The sequence below is a fragment of the Micromonospora sp. ABR4_055 genome (genome assembly GCF_056160425.1).
This window is the reverse complement of the sequence record NZ_JBSWXD010000009.1, coordinates 1-13,057: the sequence shown is the minus strand read 5'-3', so window position 1 is coordinate 13,057 and position 13,057 is coordinate 1. Positions and strand designations below refer to the sequence as shown.

Here is a 13,057-nt window from a genome sequence, read left to right as displayed (position 1 = left end):
GGCGGTGCCGACGAGGGTCAGGCCATCGACGCCTGGGTCATCAGGTTCGTCTTGAGCGATGCGGTCGGTGCGGCCTGGGCCAGGGCGGACGGGTCGGCGCCGGCGCCGAGGACGGTGGCGGCGTAGACCTCGACGAAGTACGACACGAACAATGCGTTGATCTTGATGAGGTGTTCGACGAAGCGTTCTTCGTCCTCTTCGGTGTGAATCACCCGCATGATCATGTTCCATACCATGTCGACGTGGTCGTCCTCGTCGTCGAGCGCGAGATGGGCGCGCGCGCCCTTGGTCTTGTCCGCGCCGACGTGCTGCTCCATGACGTCGAGCCAGTCGGGCTGGGTCTTGCCGGCGATGTACTCGAGGTAGAAACCGCTGATCATCGAGGCGAGGGGTCCCTCGGTGGCCATCGTGTAGTAGAAGTAGCCGTTGAGGATCTCGGTGGCGAAGGTTGGTCTGATCGAGTAGATCTCCTCGTCGGTCATGCCCACCTTGTGCAGGTCGCCGGCGAACATCCGGTCGTGGCGTCCCTCCTCGGCACCGTAGAGACCCCATTCCTTGCACAGTTGCGGGTCGCGGGTGGCCCAGTAGTTGGCGATCAGCGGATCGACGGCCCGCTTCAGGCCGATGCGGATCATGGTTTCCACGTTGTGCCGCTTGTAGAGATCGAGATTGAAGCTCTCGGTCTGCAGCATTCCCTCTGCGCCCTTGTTCTGCTCGTAGAAGTCCCGCTCGAACTTCAACAGCAGATCGTCGACCCGCTTACGGAATTCCGGACGCTGCAGCGATGAATAGGTGTTGTAGGACTTGCTACGAGGCATTTCTCCCCCAACCCAGGTCGAAAGGACGGCGAACGGGAATCTTTGGTGGTGCCTGATAATTGCGAGCAACTGCCTCGCCCGCATACATGATCACATACCTCCATGTCAATGTGATTCCGTGGTTTTGGTGACCAATGAATATGATTGCTTACCGCGTCATCCGTGGCTAGATTCCGAGGGGTTCATGTTCTCGTTGGCGGAAAGATGAAGGGTGCTAGCATGGCAAAAGCCGCAATCTACCACGGCAAATTGCCCAGACTGCAGTCAGATGACCGTCTTGTCTACCTTCATGCCGTGCGCCAGCAAGGCATAGACAGGCGCCTGCCTGAGAGTGGCCTGAAAATATGCCGCGAAAGGATCATGCGGGCGATCGGCAACCTGCTTGAAATCGGGCTGCTCAGCCCGGATGTGACAGATGTCGATCGCCTTCTGCCCGTCTCGCCGGAGTTAGTGCGATGCCGCATATTAAGTCCACTGCAGCGGGAGATGGACATCTGGCGCGACCGCGTAGGTGAGCTCCGCGGCGAGCTGGAAACCCTCGCCGCCGGCTACGCCGACGGTGTCGCAAGACAGTGGGCCAACGGCAAGCCCCAGGTCATTGCCGACCTCGAGCAGGTACGTGAACTCATCGACGGGCTCGCGGCCGAGGCGGAGCGCGAGGTGCTGACCTCCCAACCCGGCGGCGGCAGGCCGGAGGGTGTGCTGGCGGAGAGTCTGGACCGGACCGAGCACATGCTGCGCCGAGGCGTACGGATGAACACGCTGTACCAGCACACCGCGCGCTTCAGCCAGCCCACGATCGCCTACGTCAGGTGGGTGAGCGCGCTCGGCGGTCAGGTCCGGACCACTGCCGACGGATTCGCCCGCTGCCTGGTGTTCGACCGCCGGGTCGCCGTCGTCGGGCTGCCCGACTCGGTCGACGGAGCCGCCGTCGTGCGTGATTCCAACGTCGTCGCCTTCATCGCGGACGCCTTCGGGCGCTGCTGGAACGGAGCCGACCCGGTGTCGACCAGCTGGCACCGCAGGGAGACCATGGCCACGGTCCATGACGTGCAGAAAGCCATCATCTCCCTGCTGGTCGCCGGCGAGGCCGACGCCAAGATCGCCCAGCAGGTCGGGCTGTCGCTCCGTTCGTGTCAGCGACACATTGCTTACATCATGGGGACGCTTGGTGCGCGCAACCGGCTCCAGTTGGGGTATCTTGTGGCCAAGATGGACCTGTAGGACGGGTCCCCACGGGAGTGGGGCTGACCCAGGCCCGTCCGGTACCCGGGTGGCGGGTCGGCCGTCCACGGGCGTCGTGCCGCTGGCCTGTCGGCGACCACACCGACCGGATCAGCGATCATCGGTTTGGCGGTCACCTTGTCAGTAGGACACCTCGCACTCGGCGTACTCGTCACTGCGGTCTGGGGTTTCAACTTCGTCGTGATCCGTGTCGGGCTCGACTCCTTCGACCCCTACCTGCTCGCGACGCTCCGCTTCGCCTTCTGCTGCCTGCCGGCGATCTTCTTCTTCCGACGGCCGCGGGTGCCGATCCGCTACCTCGTCGCATACGGTCTGGTGCTCGGGGTCTTCCAGTTCGGGCTGCTCTTCGCCGGGATCGACGCCGGGCTGTCCGCTGGGCTGGCCTCCATCGTCCTGCAACTGCAGGTCTTCTTCACCATCGGGTTCGCCTCCCTGGTCCTGCGTGAGCGGGTCAAGCCGGTGCAGGGCGTGGGCATGGCACTCGCCGCCGCCGGCATGGTGCTCATCGCCACCGCGGTCACCGACGGGTCGGCCACCGTGACCGGCGTTCTGCTGGTCACCGCCGCGGCGGCCTCCTGGGGCGCGGCGAACATCATCGCCAAACGGGCCGCGACCGACGACATACTCGGTTTCATCGTCTGGTCGAGCCTGATCCCGCCCGTTCCGTTGTTTCTGCTCACCCTGCTGCTCAGCGGCCCGGAGTCGGTCGTCGACTCACTGCGTGACATTTCCTGGACCGCCGCCGCCTCGGTGCTGTACCTGGTCTACCCCACCACCCTGTTCGGCTATGCCGTGTGGAACTGGCTGTTGCGCCGGCACACCGCCGCGCTGGTCGCACCGTTGACCCTGCTCGTCCCGCTGTTCGGCATGGGGAGTTCGGTGCTGGTACTCGGCGAGCAGCTGACCGCAACGAAGCTGATCGCCGGCGCCATGGTCGTGCTCGGCCTGGTGGTGACCCAGATCCCGTGGCACCGGCTGGGCCGATGGGCGGTCACCGGCAGCCCGCCGGCATCGTTGCCCACCCAGCCGGCCGCGCCCGACCCGGCCTCGGCCGATCCCGTCGATTCGAGGTAGGTCGTCACCCATGGATGCGAAGCCGGTCGCGATACGTCCCATTCTGGACCGGGATCTCGATGCCCTGCTGCGGTTCCGGCTGGAGCCCGGTCTCATCGGTCCGAACTGGTACGGGCATCGGGACTCCGGCGAGTTGGCCCGCCGACTCCAGCAGGACGGCTGGCTCGGCGAGGACGACAGCCGGATGACCGTGACCGTCGACGACGAGCCGGCTGGGTTCGTGGCGTGGGCGAAGGTCAGCCAGGGCAACGGCTGCTACTGGGGGATCGGCATATCCCTGCTGCCCGAGTACCGCGGCCACGGTGTCGGGTCGGCCGCGCAGCGCCTGCTCTGCGCGTACCTGTTCGAGCACTCGGCGGCACCCCGTATCGAGGCGGTCACCCAACCGGAGAACGTCGTCGAGCAGCGCATCCTGGAACGTCTCGGCTTCCGGCACGAGGGCACGCTGCGCAGCGCGGAGTTCCGTGGCGGATGCTGGCGCGACGTCATGATCTACGGCCTGCTGCGGGACGACTTCTCCACCGCTGTCAGGCGTAGGAGTGCAGGCTCTCGAAGAAGTAGTTGACCCCGATCAGGTTCATCAGCATGGTGAGGAAGCCGAGGATCGCGATCCAGGTGACCGTGGTCCGCCGGACGCTCGGGGTGGCCCGGGCGTGCAGGTAGCCGGCGTAGATCACCCAGGAGATGAACGCCCAGGTCTCCTTCGGGTCCCAGGCCCACGGCCGCGACCAGGCGTGTTCGGCCCAGATCGCCCCGGCGATAACCGCGAAGGTGAAGACCGGGAAACCGATCGCGTGCAGCCCGAAGGTGAGCCGTTCCAGCGAGGCGGCGGCCGGGACCCGCTTGGCCAGCAGGTACGGGAACCCGCGCCGACCATGCTCGTAGCCGGACCGCAGCAGGAACATCGTGGCCGGAATCGACCCGAGCAGCAGCAGTCCGGACGATGCCATGATCGTGGAGACGTGGATGGCGTACCAGTAGGACTGCAGGGCCGGCACCAGCGGGGTGATCGGGGTGTAGAACACCAGGCCGGCCAGGCCGAGCAGGACGACCATGACGAGCGCGACGAACAGGCCGAGCAGCCGCAGCGACGGCCGCCGGTAGACCAGCACCAGCCAGGCGGCCACCCCGACGAAGGTGATCGCCAGCATGTACTCGTACATGTTGCCCCACGGCAGCCGCTCGGCGGCGACCCCCCGGGTGACCAGGCAGGCCAGGTGGAACAGGGCACCCAGCACGGTGGCGCCGACGGCGAACCAGCCGGCGAGTCCGACCGCCGGCCAGCCGGTCCGCTCCTGCGGATCCGGCTCCACCCCGACCGGACCGTCCAGGATCGGGGCTTTGAAGACCGGGCCGTCCGGGGTCGGGCCGGACGTCGTCGACGACGACCCGGCGGCAACAGTGGCGGTGGCGAGTTCCCGCTCGCGGACCACGACCGGCGCGGTACGCCGGGTGCCGAACCCGGCCTCGACCGCGTGGCAGATCATCGCGAGCAAATACGCGAAGATCGCCACTACCAGGAGTTGATCCGACAGTGCTGACATCAGTGCCGTCCTTCCCGTGGCCCGGCGTCGCCGCCGAGTGCCCGGATGAGCTCCCGGAACTCGTCGCCGAACCCGGGATGGTCGGTGCGCGGCAGCCCACCGGCCTCGACCAAGCTACTACCGGGTGTCGTTGACGCTGCGTCGGGGCCGGCCGGTGTGACCCTGAACCACACCCGACGTCGCCGGCCGAACAGTGCCGGCATCAGCCCGAGCAGCAGCGCCGCCGAGCTGGCCAGCAGCAGGCCGCTGCCGGGATCGTGCCGGACCGACAGGGTCACGTACTGCGAGATGTCGAGAAATTCGATGGTGGTGCCGTCGTCCAGGGTCATCGTCTCGCCGACCCGCAGCAGCTGCGGGTCACCGACCGGCAGCAGCCGGCCGGCCTCCACCTGCCGCTGGTCGATTTGGTAGACCGAGCCGGGGATACCGGCGTCCAGCCCAAGGTTGCCCCGGTACGCCCACAGCATCACCGCCGGGTCGCGCAGCTCCGGGTGGGTGGAGCGGACATACGGCGGCTGCGGCGGGGCGGACGGCAGGAAGAGCCCTTCGAAGGCCACCTGAAGCTGCGGATCACGTTCGCCGTTCGCCGGGTCGACGTTGGCGTCCGGGAAGCTGGCGACCCCTTCGCTGGTCAGCATCCCGTCGACGGCCAGGAACGGCGCGGAGACGTTCTGCGCCTGCCCGTAGCGGTCGGTGTAGCGCAGCACCGGCACGTAGCCGTGCCCGAGCAGGTAGATGTTGGCGCCGTCAAGGCGCAGCGGGGAGTTCACCGAGAACGTCTCGGTCCGGGCGGCACCGCCGTCGGCGTCGACCCGCACCTCGGCGGAGTAGCTCGCCGGCTGCCCGGACTCCAGAAAGGTGGCGGTGAAGTCAGTCAGCTCCAGGCAGAACCGGGGCAGGTCGCCGTCGGAGATCCGAGGGCCGAGCCGGTACTCGTCGTACTGCTGCACGGTGTTGCAGAACGCGGTGTCCGGCCCGGCGACCAGTAGCCGGTTGCCGTTCCAGCCGAGCCAACTGCCCACGGCGACCCCGAGCAGGACGCCGATCAGCGACAGGTGGAAGACCAGATTGCCGGTCTCCTTCAGGTGGCCCTTCTCGGCGGCGACGCTGTCGTCGGTGACGGTGACCCGCCAGCGGCGGCGGCGCAGTTCGGCGGCGATCGCGTCCCGCGCGGCGGCGGGTGGGTCGCCGGCCGTGGTGTCGCCGGCGGTGGTCCAGCTGGCGTGCTGCGGCAGCCGGTCCAGCCGGCGCGGCGCGGCTGGCGGCGCCGCCCGCAACGCCCGTACGTGCTCGCGCAGCCGGGGCACGATGCAGCCGACCAGGGAGGTGAAAAGCAGCAGGTAGATCGCCGCGAACCAGGTCGAGGCGAACACGTCGAACATGCCGAGCCGGTCCAGCACCGGAGCCAGCCGTGGGTTCGCCGCGAAGTACGCGTCGACGTTTTCGATGTTGACGTCGCGTTGCGGTAGCAGCGAACCGGGGATCGCCGCCACGGCCAACAGGAAGAGGAGAATCAGCGCGGTCCGCATGCTGGTCAGCTGCCGCCACGAGTTGCGCAGCAGAGCCAGCGCCGGATTCGGCCGGGACATCAGATGCCGACCTCGCCGGCCCCGACGGTGGCCTGGAACCAGATGACGAAGTCGGTCCAGGCGCCGGTGACCAGCGCCGCCCCGACCAGGATCAGCATCGCCCCGCCGACCCGGGTGACCCAGCGGCTGTTGCGCCGGATCACTGTGAACACGCCGAGCAGCCGGCGGAACGCCAGGCCGAAGACGACGAACGGCAGACCGAGTCCGAGGCAGTACGCCACGGCGAGCGCCACCGCCCGGTCGGTCTGGCCGCTGACCGTCGCCATCCCCATCACCGCGCCGAGGGTGGGGCCGACGCACGGCGTCCAGGACAGCGCGAAGACCGCGCCGAACACCGGGGCGCCGACCAGGCCGGCCTCCGGCAGCCGGCGTACCCGCACCTCGCGTTGCAGGCCGGGTACCAGACCGAGGAAGGCCAACCCGAACAGCACGATCAGCAGCCCGACGCCGATCTCCACCGGCCGCTGGTAGACGAACAGGTGACGGCCGACGCTGGCCATCAGGATCGCGGTGAGTGTGAAGACCACGGTGAACCCGCTGATGAACAGCAGGGTTCCGGCCAGCACCCGGCCGTGCCGGCCGCCGAAGGAACCGCCAGCACTCGCGCCGCCACCGCTGCCGCTGCGGCCACCGGCGGCGTCGAGGTCGGAGCCGGCCAGTCCGGTGACGTACGACAGGTAGCCGGGGGCGAGCGGCAGAATGCACGGGGAGAGGAAGCTGACCAGTCCGGCCAGTGCGGCCAGGCCGAGAGCCAGCAGTACCGGACCGCCCCGGGCGATCTCGGCGAACGTCTCACCCATCGGCCGGATCCGGCTCGGTGCCGGTGCCGGACGCCTCGGCATCGTCGCCGGTCGCCTCTGCGGCGACCTGTTCGACCAGCGGCTGCAGGCCGTCCTGACGGATCTCGGCGCGTACGACGGTGGCGATCCGGCCGCTCCGGTCGATGATCATCGTCGCGGGGATGCTGTTCGGCGGGATGTTGAAGTCCAGGGCGAGCCGGCTGGCCGGGTCGAACAGGCTCGGGTACGTCACCCGGCCCGCCTCGAAGGCGCGGGCCTTGTCCCGTTCATCGCGGACGTTGATGCCGAGAAAACGCACCCCCTGGTCCCGGGTCGCCTGGTAGGTGGCTTCCAGGTCGGCGGCCTCGGCTCGGCAGGGCGGGCACCAGGAGCCCCAGAAGTTGACCACCAGGACCTGACCCCGGTACGCCGCCGGATCGAACGCGGAGCCGTCGAGCAGCTCGGCGTCCAGCTCCGGCGCTGCCGGCCGGTCGTCGCCGGTGCATCGGATCACGCCTCGCTGATCGGTCTCGCAGTCGGTCGTCCAGTCGCTGGCCGCGCAGCCGGTCAGGGCGAGCGCGGCGGCCAACGTACCGGCGAGAAGGGCGACCGACCGACGGCCCGGCGTGATCAGCCCACGACGTGCCGACCGCATCTCAGGCGCCCTTGGCCGTCCGCGCCGACGGCGACATGGCGATCAGGTGGGCGGCCGGCTCGGAGTAGCCGATGCCGACCACCTTCGCGTCCTCGAAGTGGATCGCGGTCAGGCTGGCCAGGCCGCACTGCCGGCGGCGCGGGTCGTGCCAGAGACGCTTGCGTTCCAGGTAGCGGCGCAGCGTCCAGATCGGCAGCTGGTGGGAGACGCAGACCGCCTCGTGACCCTCGGCGGCGACCCGGGCGGCGTGCACCGCGGCGAACATCCGCTCGGCGATCGCCGTGTAGGCCTCGCCCCACGACGGGGTGACCGGATCGCGCAGCACCCACCAGTTGCGCGGGTCGCGGAACGATCCGTCGCCGGGGGAGACCCGCCGGCCCTCGAACCAGTTGGCCGACTCGATCAGCCGTTCGTCGACCGACACCGGCAACCGGAACTGGGCCGCGATCGGCTCGGCGGTCTCCTGGGCGCGTTCCAACGGACTGGCGACAACGTGCACCACGTCCCGGTCGGCGAGGGCCTGGCTGGCCGCCTTCGCCATCTGCACACCGAGTTCGGAGAGGCGGAAACCGGGCAGCCGGCCGTAGAGGATCTTCTCCGGGTTGTGGACCTCGCCGTGCCGCAGTACGTGGACGACCGTCCGTTTCATCCGTTTTCCCCCAGCGTCGGTGCCCGCAGCGCGCCGTCCGCTGCCGCAGCGGCGGCTGCGGCCCCGGCTGGCAGCGCAGCCGCGAGCTGTTCCAGGGCGGCGTCGTCGATCGCCGCCGAGACGAACCATGCCTCGAACGCACTGGGGGGCAGGTAGACGCCGTGCGCGAGCATCGCGTGGAAGAAGGCGCGGTACGCGTCGACGTCCTGCAGGCGGGCGCCAGCGTAGTCGGTGACCTCGGCGTCGGTGAAGAAGATCGAGAACATGGTGCCGGCGGTGGAGAGCCGGTGCGGCACCCCGGCGGCGGTGAGCGCCCCGGTGGCCAGCTCGGCGACCCGGGTCGCGGTGTCGGCGAGCTGCCGGTACAGGTCGGCGTCGGCCAGCCGGAGCGTGGCCAGTCCCGCGGCGCAGGCCAGCGGGTTCCCGGAGAGCGTACCGGCCTGGTAGACCGGGCCGGCCGGGGCCAGCTGCCGCATGATCTCGGCCCGGCCGCCGAACGCGGCGGCCGGCAGGCCGCCACCCATCACCTTGCCGTACGTGTAGAGGTCGGCGTCGACCGGCTCCAGCTCGGCCCAGCCGCCCCGGGCCACCCGGAACCCGGTCATCACCTCGTCGACGATCAGTAGCGCGCCGTGCGCGTGGGCGATCCGGGCCAGCGCGGCGTTGAAGCCGGGGGCCGGCGGCACCACACCCATGTTGCCGGCGGCCGCTTCGGTGATGATCGCGGCGATCTGGTCGCCGTGTTCGGCGAAGGTCGCCTCCACCGCCGCCACGTCGTTGTACGGCAGCACGATCGTCTCGCTGGCGGCGGCACCGGTCACCCCGGGCGAGTCGGGCAGCCCGAGGGTGGCCACCCCGCTGCCGGCCGCGGCGAGCAGCGCGTCGACGTGGCCGTGGTAGCAGCCGGCGAACTTGACGATCCTGGGTCGACCGGTGTGCCCCCGGGCCAGCCGGATCGCCGACATCGTCGCCTCGGTGCCGGAGTTGACCAGCCGGATCTGCTCCACCGGGGTACGGTCGACGATCTCGGCGGCCAGCGCCACCTCGCCGGGCGTCGGCGTACCGAAGCTGGTGCCGTGCGCGGCGGCTGCGCTGAGCGCGGCGACCACCTCGGGGTGGGCGTGGCCGAGGATCAGCGGTCCCCAGGAGCAGACCAGGTCGAGGTAACGGCGGTCGTCGGCGTCGAACAGCCACGGGCCGGACCCCCGGACCATGAACCTGGGGGTCCCGCCGACCGCCCTGAAGGCGCGCACGGGCGAGTTGACCCCGCCAGGGATGATCCCGGTGGCGCGGTCGAACAGGGCCTGGGATGCGGGCGCGTGCGCCGGGTACGGGCGGGCGCCGGCAGTTTCGGTGGCAGTCACGGCCCTGCCATTGTGGCAGCGTCACCAGGGGACCGCACATCCGACCCTGCCCAACGCCCGGGTTGCGGCGACCGCCGTACCAGGGCCGGGCTCGCGCTGTCGCGATACGCTGGCCGGGTGGAGCGGGCGGAGTTGTCGATCGCGTTGCGGCGCACTCCCGATGAGGCTGTGCTACGCCTCGTCGGTGAGATCGACATGCTCACCGCCGCCCAGCTGTCCACCACCGTCAACGATCTGCTCGGTGACGCGCCGGCCCGGATCGTGCTGGACATGGCCGGTGTCACCTTCTGCGACTCGCAGGGTCTGGGCACCCTGGTGGTGCTCACCCGCAAGGCCAGCCACGCGCAGAGTCTGCTGCTGCTCACCAACGTCGGCGAGTTCCTGCACCGGGTGTTGAACATCACCGGGCTGCGGTCGGCGCTCACCATCCGTAACGGCGCCGGCTGACCCGGGGCGGCCAGCTAGGCCTCGCGGTCAGTCCGGCGGCGGCCGGCCCGGCCGTTGCGGTCAGCCGGCCCGGCCGTCGCCGCCCCAGCGGGCCGTCTCCAACTCGTCGGCGACCTCGGCCGGAGCCACCTCGCCGTCGCGCAGCCGGGCGGTCGCCCGGTCGATCGCCGCACACAGTTGCCGTACCTGTTCGTCCCGCTGCCGGACCAGGTCCGCCTGGGTGGCGAGTTGGCGGTTCTTCACCCAGAGGTCGACGAAGACGCCGACCTTGGCCCGCAGCACCCACGGGTCGAAGGGCTTGATCAGGTAGTCGACCGCGCCGGCGGCGTACCCGCGCAGGGCGAGTTGGGCGTCGCGGTCCGCGGCGGTCAGGAACAGGATCGGTACGTGCCGGGTGCGTTCGCGACGCTTGATGTGGTTGGCCGTCTCGAATCCGTCCATCTCCGGCATCTGCGCGTCCAGCAGGATCACCGCGAAGTCGTCCACCAGCAGCTTCTTCAGCGCGTCCTCGCCGCTCTCCACCGCCACGGCCTGCACCGGCATCCCCTGCAGGATCGCCTCCAGAGCGAGCAGGTTGTCCCGCCGGTCGTCCACCAGAAGTACCTTCGCCGATCCGGCAGTCACGAGTTCAACTCCTCAGCCGCGTTGATCCAGGTCACCATCAGGGTGATCAGTTCGTCCAGGTCCACCGGTTTGGTGATGTAGTCCGTCGCCCCGGCCTGCAGCGCGGACTCCCGGTCACCCGGCATCGCCTTGGCGGTCAGGAAGACCACCGGCAGGTCCGCGAAGCGTTCGTTGCGGCGGATGATCCGGGTCGTCTCGTAACCGTCCTGGTCCGGCATCATCGCGTCCATCAGCACGATGTTCACTTCGGGGCGTTCGGCGAGTTTACGTACGCCGTCGACCCCGTTGTCCGCGTAGATCACGGTCATCCCGTGCAGCTCCAACGCGCTGGTCAGCGCGAAGACGTTGCGGACGTCGTCGTCGATGATCAGTACGGTGGCCCCGTCCAGCCGCCGGGTGGTCGGCGGTTCGGGGCGGTCCACCTCGATCGGCCGGGTCAGCGGTGGCAGCGCGGTGCGGATCGGCGCGGCGGCCGGCAACGGTGCCGGCGGCAGCACCGCGTCGGTGTTGAGCACGTCGGGAACGTACAGCGTGAAGGTGGACCCTTTGCCCGGCACCGACGACACGGAGATCGCGCCGCCGATCAGCCGGGCCAGGTCGCGGCTGATCGACAGGCCGAGCCCGGTGCCGCCGTACCGCCTGCTGGTCGTCCCGTCCGCCTGCTGGAACGCCTCGAAGATCAGGGAGAGCTTGTCGTCGGAGATGCCGATCCCGGTGTCGATCACTGTGAAGGCGACCACCTGGTCGGCGGTGGACAGCGCTGGCTGTTCGAAGGTCAGGTCCTGCGGGGCGGGGGCGATCTGCAGTGTCACCGACCCCGAGTCGGTGAACTTCACCGCGTTGGAGAGCAGGTTGCGCAGGATCTGCTGCAGTCGCTGTGCGTCGGTGACGACCGCCGGGGGCAGGTCCGGCGCCACCTCGACGCGCAGTTCCAGCCCTTTCTCGTCGACCTGCGGTGCGAACGCCTGCTCGACGTACGACCGGATCTCGCCGAACGGCACCTCGGCCGGCTGCACGTCCATCCGGCCGGCCTCGATCTTCGACAGGTCGAGGATGTCGTCGATGAGGGACAGCAGGTCGGAGCCGGCGCTGTGGATGGTCTTGGCGAACTCGATCTGCTTCTCGGTGAGGTTGTCGTCCGGGTTGTCGGCCAGCAGCCGGGCCAGCAGCAGCAGCGAGTTCAACGGGGTACGCAGCTCGTGGCTCATGTTGGCCAGGAACTCCGACTTGTACGCCGAGGCCCGGGACAGCTGCTGGGCCTTTTCCTCCAGGCCGATCCGGGCCAGTTCGATCTCCCGGTTCTTGGTCTCGATGTTGCCCTTCTGCTCGGACAGCAGCCGGGCCTTGTCCTCCAGTTCGGCGTTGGTGCGCTGCAGTTCGGCCGACTGCGCCTGCATCTCGTTGGCCAGCCGCTGCGACTGGGCGAGCAGCTCCTCGGTGCGCTTGTTGGCCTGGATGGTGTTGACCGCGATGCCGATCGTGGCGACCAGCCGCTCCAGGAACGCCAGGTGCAGCTCGGAGAAGGCGGCGACGGAGGCGAACTCGATCACTCCGAGCATTTCGCCTTCGAACAGCACCGGCAGCACCACGTGGTCCCGGGGCGGGATGCTGAGCAGACCGGAGCGCAGGGTGAGCGCCCCGGTGGCGCCGGCGCCGACCCGGATGGTCCGGCGGGAGACGGCGGCCTGGCCGACCAGCCCTTCACCCGGACCAAAAATGATCTTGTGGTCCCGGGCGACATAGCCGTACGCGGCGGTGAGCCCGAGGCGGGTCACCCCGTCGTCGGCGTCGGCGAGGAAGAACGCGCCGAGCTGCGCGTCGACCAGCGGCGTCACCTCATTCATGATCATGCGGCAGACCTCGCCGAGGTCCCGCTGCCCCTGCAGCAGACCACCGATCCGCGCCAGGTTCGAGTCCAGCCAGCCCTGCTCGGCGTTCTTCTTGGTGGTGTCCCGCAAAGTGACAATCATCTGGTTGATGTTGTCCTTCAGCTCGGCGACCTCGCCCTGCGCCTGAACCGTGATGTGCTGGGTCATGTCGCCTCGGGTCACCGAGGTGGAGACCTGGGCGATCGCCCGTAGCTGGGTGGTCAGGGTGGACGCCAACTGGTTGACGTTCTCGGTGAGGTCCCGCCAGGTGCCGGAGACACCCTTGACCTGCGCCTGGCCGCCAAGCTCTCCCTCGGTGCCGACTTCGCGGGCGACGCGGGTGACTTCGTCGGCGAACGACGACAGTTGGTCGACCATGGTGTTGACGGTCGATTTGAGTT

The 13,057-nt window shown here is 69.2% G+C and carries 13 protein-coding genes; 4 read left to right on the top strand and 9 right to left on the bottom strand.

Going from position 1 to position 13,057, the window contains the following annotated elements; translation table 11 throughout:
* Positions 1-17 precede the first annotated feature (17 nt).
* Positions 18-818, bottom strand: a complete 801-nt coding sequence (locus ACXAHD_RS04595) for a hypothetical protein (protein ID WP_281552171.1) — start codon at positions 816-818, stop codon at positions 18-20.
* A gap of 219 nt (positions 819-1,037) precedes the next feature.
* Between ACXAHD_RS04595 and ACXAHD_RS04590 the strand changes: the two genes are divergently transcribed.
* From ACXAHD_RS04590 to ACXAHD_RS04580, 3 genes are all read left to right on the top strand, one after another.
* Positions 1,038-2,042: a hypothetical protein gene (locus ACXAHD_RS04590; RefSeq protein WP_475048785.1), complete on the top strand. Its 1,005-nt coding sequence runs from the start codon at positions 1,038-1,040 to the stop codon at positions 2,040-2,042.
* A 138-nt stretch (positions 2,043-2,180) separates the two neighbouring features.
* A complete protein-coding gene (locus ACXAHD_RS04585) occupies positions 2,181-3,137 on the top strand; it encodes an EamA family transporter (protein WP_281552169.1) in 957 nt (318 codons plus the stop codon).
* A gap of 10 nt (positions 3,138-3,147) precedes the next feature.
* The gene (locus tag ACXAHD_RS04580) at positions 3,148-3,702 is read left to right on the top strand and encodes a GNAT family N-acetyltransferase (RefSeq protein WP_281552168.1); all 555 of its coding nucleotides are present in this window, start codon (positions 3,148-3,150) and stop codon (positions 3,700-3,702) included.
* Here the strand turns inward: ACXAHD_RS04580 and ccsB are convergent.
* From ccsB to hemL, 6 genes are read right to left on the bottom strand one after another with little or no spacing between them, the layout of a single operon-like run.
* Positions 3,665-4,681 carry a c-type cytochrome biogenesis protein CcsB gene (gene ccsB / locus ACXAHD_RS04575; RefSeq protein ID WP_281552167.1) on the bottom strand — a complete coding sequence of 339 codons (1,017 nt, stop codon included), beginning with the start codon at positions 4,679-4,681 and terminating at the stop codon, positions 3,665-3,667. The two genes, ACXAHD_RS04580 and ccsB, sit on opposite strands and share 38 nt — an antisense overlap.
* Positions 4,681-6,270 (bottom strand): cytochrome c biogenesis protein ResB, encoded by a 1,590-nt coding sequence (resB, locus tag ACXAHD_RS04570; RefSeq protein WP_289211522.1) that lies wholly within the window; start codon positions 6,268-6,270, stop codon positions 4,681-4,683. Before resB ends, ccsB begins: the two co-directional genes overlap by 1 nt.
* Positions 6,270-7,070, bottom strand: a complete 801-nt coding sequence (locus ACXAHD_RS04565) for a cytochrome c biogenesis CcdA family protein (protein ID WP_281552165.1) — start codon at positions 7,068-7,070, stop codon at positions 6,270-6,272. The genes resB and ACXAHD_RS04565 overlap by 1 nt, the downstream gene beginning before the upstream one ends.
* Complete coding sequence (locus ACXAHD_RS04560) at positions 7,063-7,704, bottom strand: TlpA family protein disulfide reductase (RefSeq protein WP_281552164.1); 642 nt, start codon at positions 7,702-7,704, stop codon at positions 7,063-7,065. The genes ACXAHD_RS04565 and ACXAHD_RS04560 overlap by 8 nt, the downstream gene beginning before the upstream one ends.
* A gap of 1 nt (position 7,705) precedes the next feature.
* The gene (locus ACXAHD_RS04555) at positions 7,706-8,353 is read right to left on the bottom strand and encodes a histidine phosphatase family protein (protein ID WP_123607031.1); all 648 of its coding nucleotides are present in this window, start codon (positions 8,351-8,353) and stop codon (positions 7,706-7,708) included.
* Entirely contained in the window at positions 8,350-9,717 is a 1,368-nt protein-coding gene (gene hemL, locus ACXAHD_RS04550; protein WP_281552163.1) for a glutamate-1-semialdehyde 2,1-aminomutase, read from the bottom strand. The genes ACXAHD_RS04555 and hemL overlap by 4 nt, the downstream gene beginning before the upstream one ends.
* Before the next feature lie 117 nt (positions 9,718-9,834).
* On the opposite strand from hemL, the gene ACXAHD_RS04545 reads away from it, so the two are divergent.
* A complete protein-coding gene (locus tag ACXAHD_RS04545; RefSeq protein ID WP_281552162.1) occupies positions 9,835-10,164 on the top strand; it encodes an STAS domain-containing protein in 330 nt (109 codons plus the stop codon).
* Positions 10,165-10,224: 60 nt separating this feature from the next.
* On the opposite strand, the gene ACXAHD_RS04540 is transcribed toward ACXAHD_RS04545, so the two are convergent.
* Positions 10,225-10,788: a response regulator gene (locus ACXAHD_RS04540; RefSeq protein ID WP_281552161.1), complete on the bottom strand. Its 564-nt coding sequence runs from the start codon at positions 10,786-10,788 to the stop codon at positions 10,225-10,227.
* Positions 10,785-13,057 (bottom strand): hybrid sensor histidine kinase/response regulator (locus tag ACXAHD_RS04535; RefSeq protein WP_475048780.1); only part of this gene is annotated, 2,273 nt, incomplete at its 5' end. The genes ACXAHD_RS04535 and ACXAHD_RS04540, both read right to left, overlap by 4 nt.

Excerpts from the sequence above, each read along its gene's own strand:
- ACXAHD_RS04595 (WP_281552171.1), bottom strand. The coding sequence starts at position 818 with ATGCCTCGTAGCAAGTCCTACAACACCTATTCATCGCTGCAGCGTCCG.
- ACXAHD_RS04590 (WP_475048785.1), top strand. The coding sequence starts at position 1,038 with ATGGCAAAAGCCGCAATCTACCACGGCAAATTGCCCAGACTGCAGTCA.
- ACXAHD_RS04580 (WP_281552168.1), top strand. The coding sequence starts at position 3,148 with ATGGATGCGAAGCCGGTCGCGATACGTCCCATTCTGGACCGGGATCTC.
- ccsB (WP_281552167.1), bottom strand. The coding sequence starts at position 4,681 with ATGTCAGCACTGTCGGATCAACTCCTGGTAGTGGCGATCTTCGCGTAT.
- resB (WP_289211522.1), bottom strand. The coding sequence starts at position 6,270 with ATGTCCCGGCCGAATCCGGCGCTGGCTCTGCTGCGCAACTCGTGGCGG.
- ACXAHD_RS04565 (WP_281552165.1), bottom strand. The coding sequence starts at position 7,070 with ATGGGTGAGACGTTCGCCGAGATCGCCCGGGGCGGTCCGGTACTGCTG.
- ACXAHD_RS04560 (WP_281552164.1), bottom strand. The coding sequence starts at position 7,704 with ATGCGGTCGGCACGTCGTGGGCTGATCACGCCGGGCCGTCGGTCGGTC.
- ACXAHD_RS04555 (WP_123607031.1), bottom strand. The coding sequence starts at position 8,353 with ATGAAACGGACGGTCGTCCACGTACTGCGGCACGGCGAGGTCCACAAC.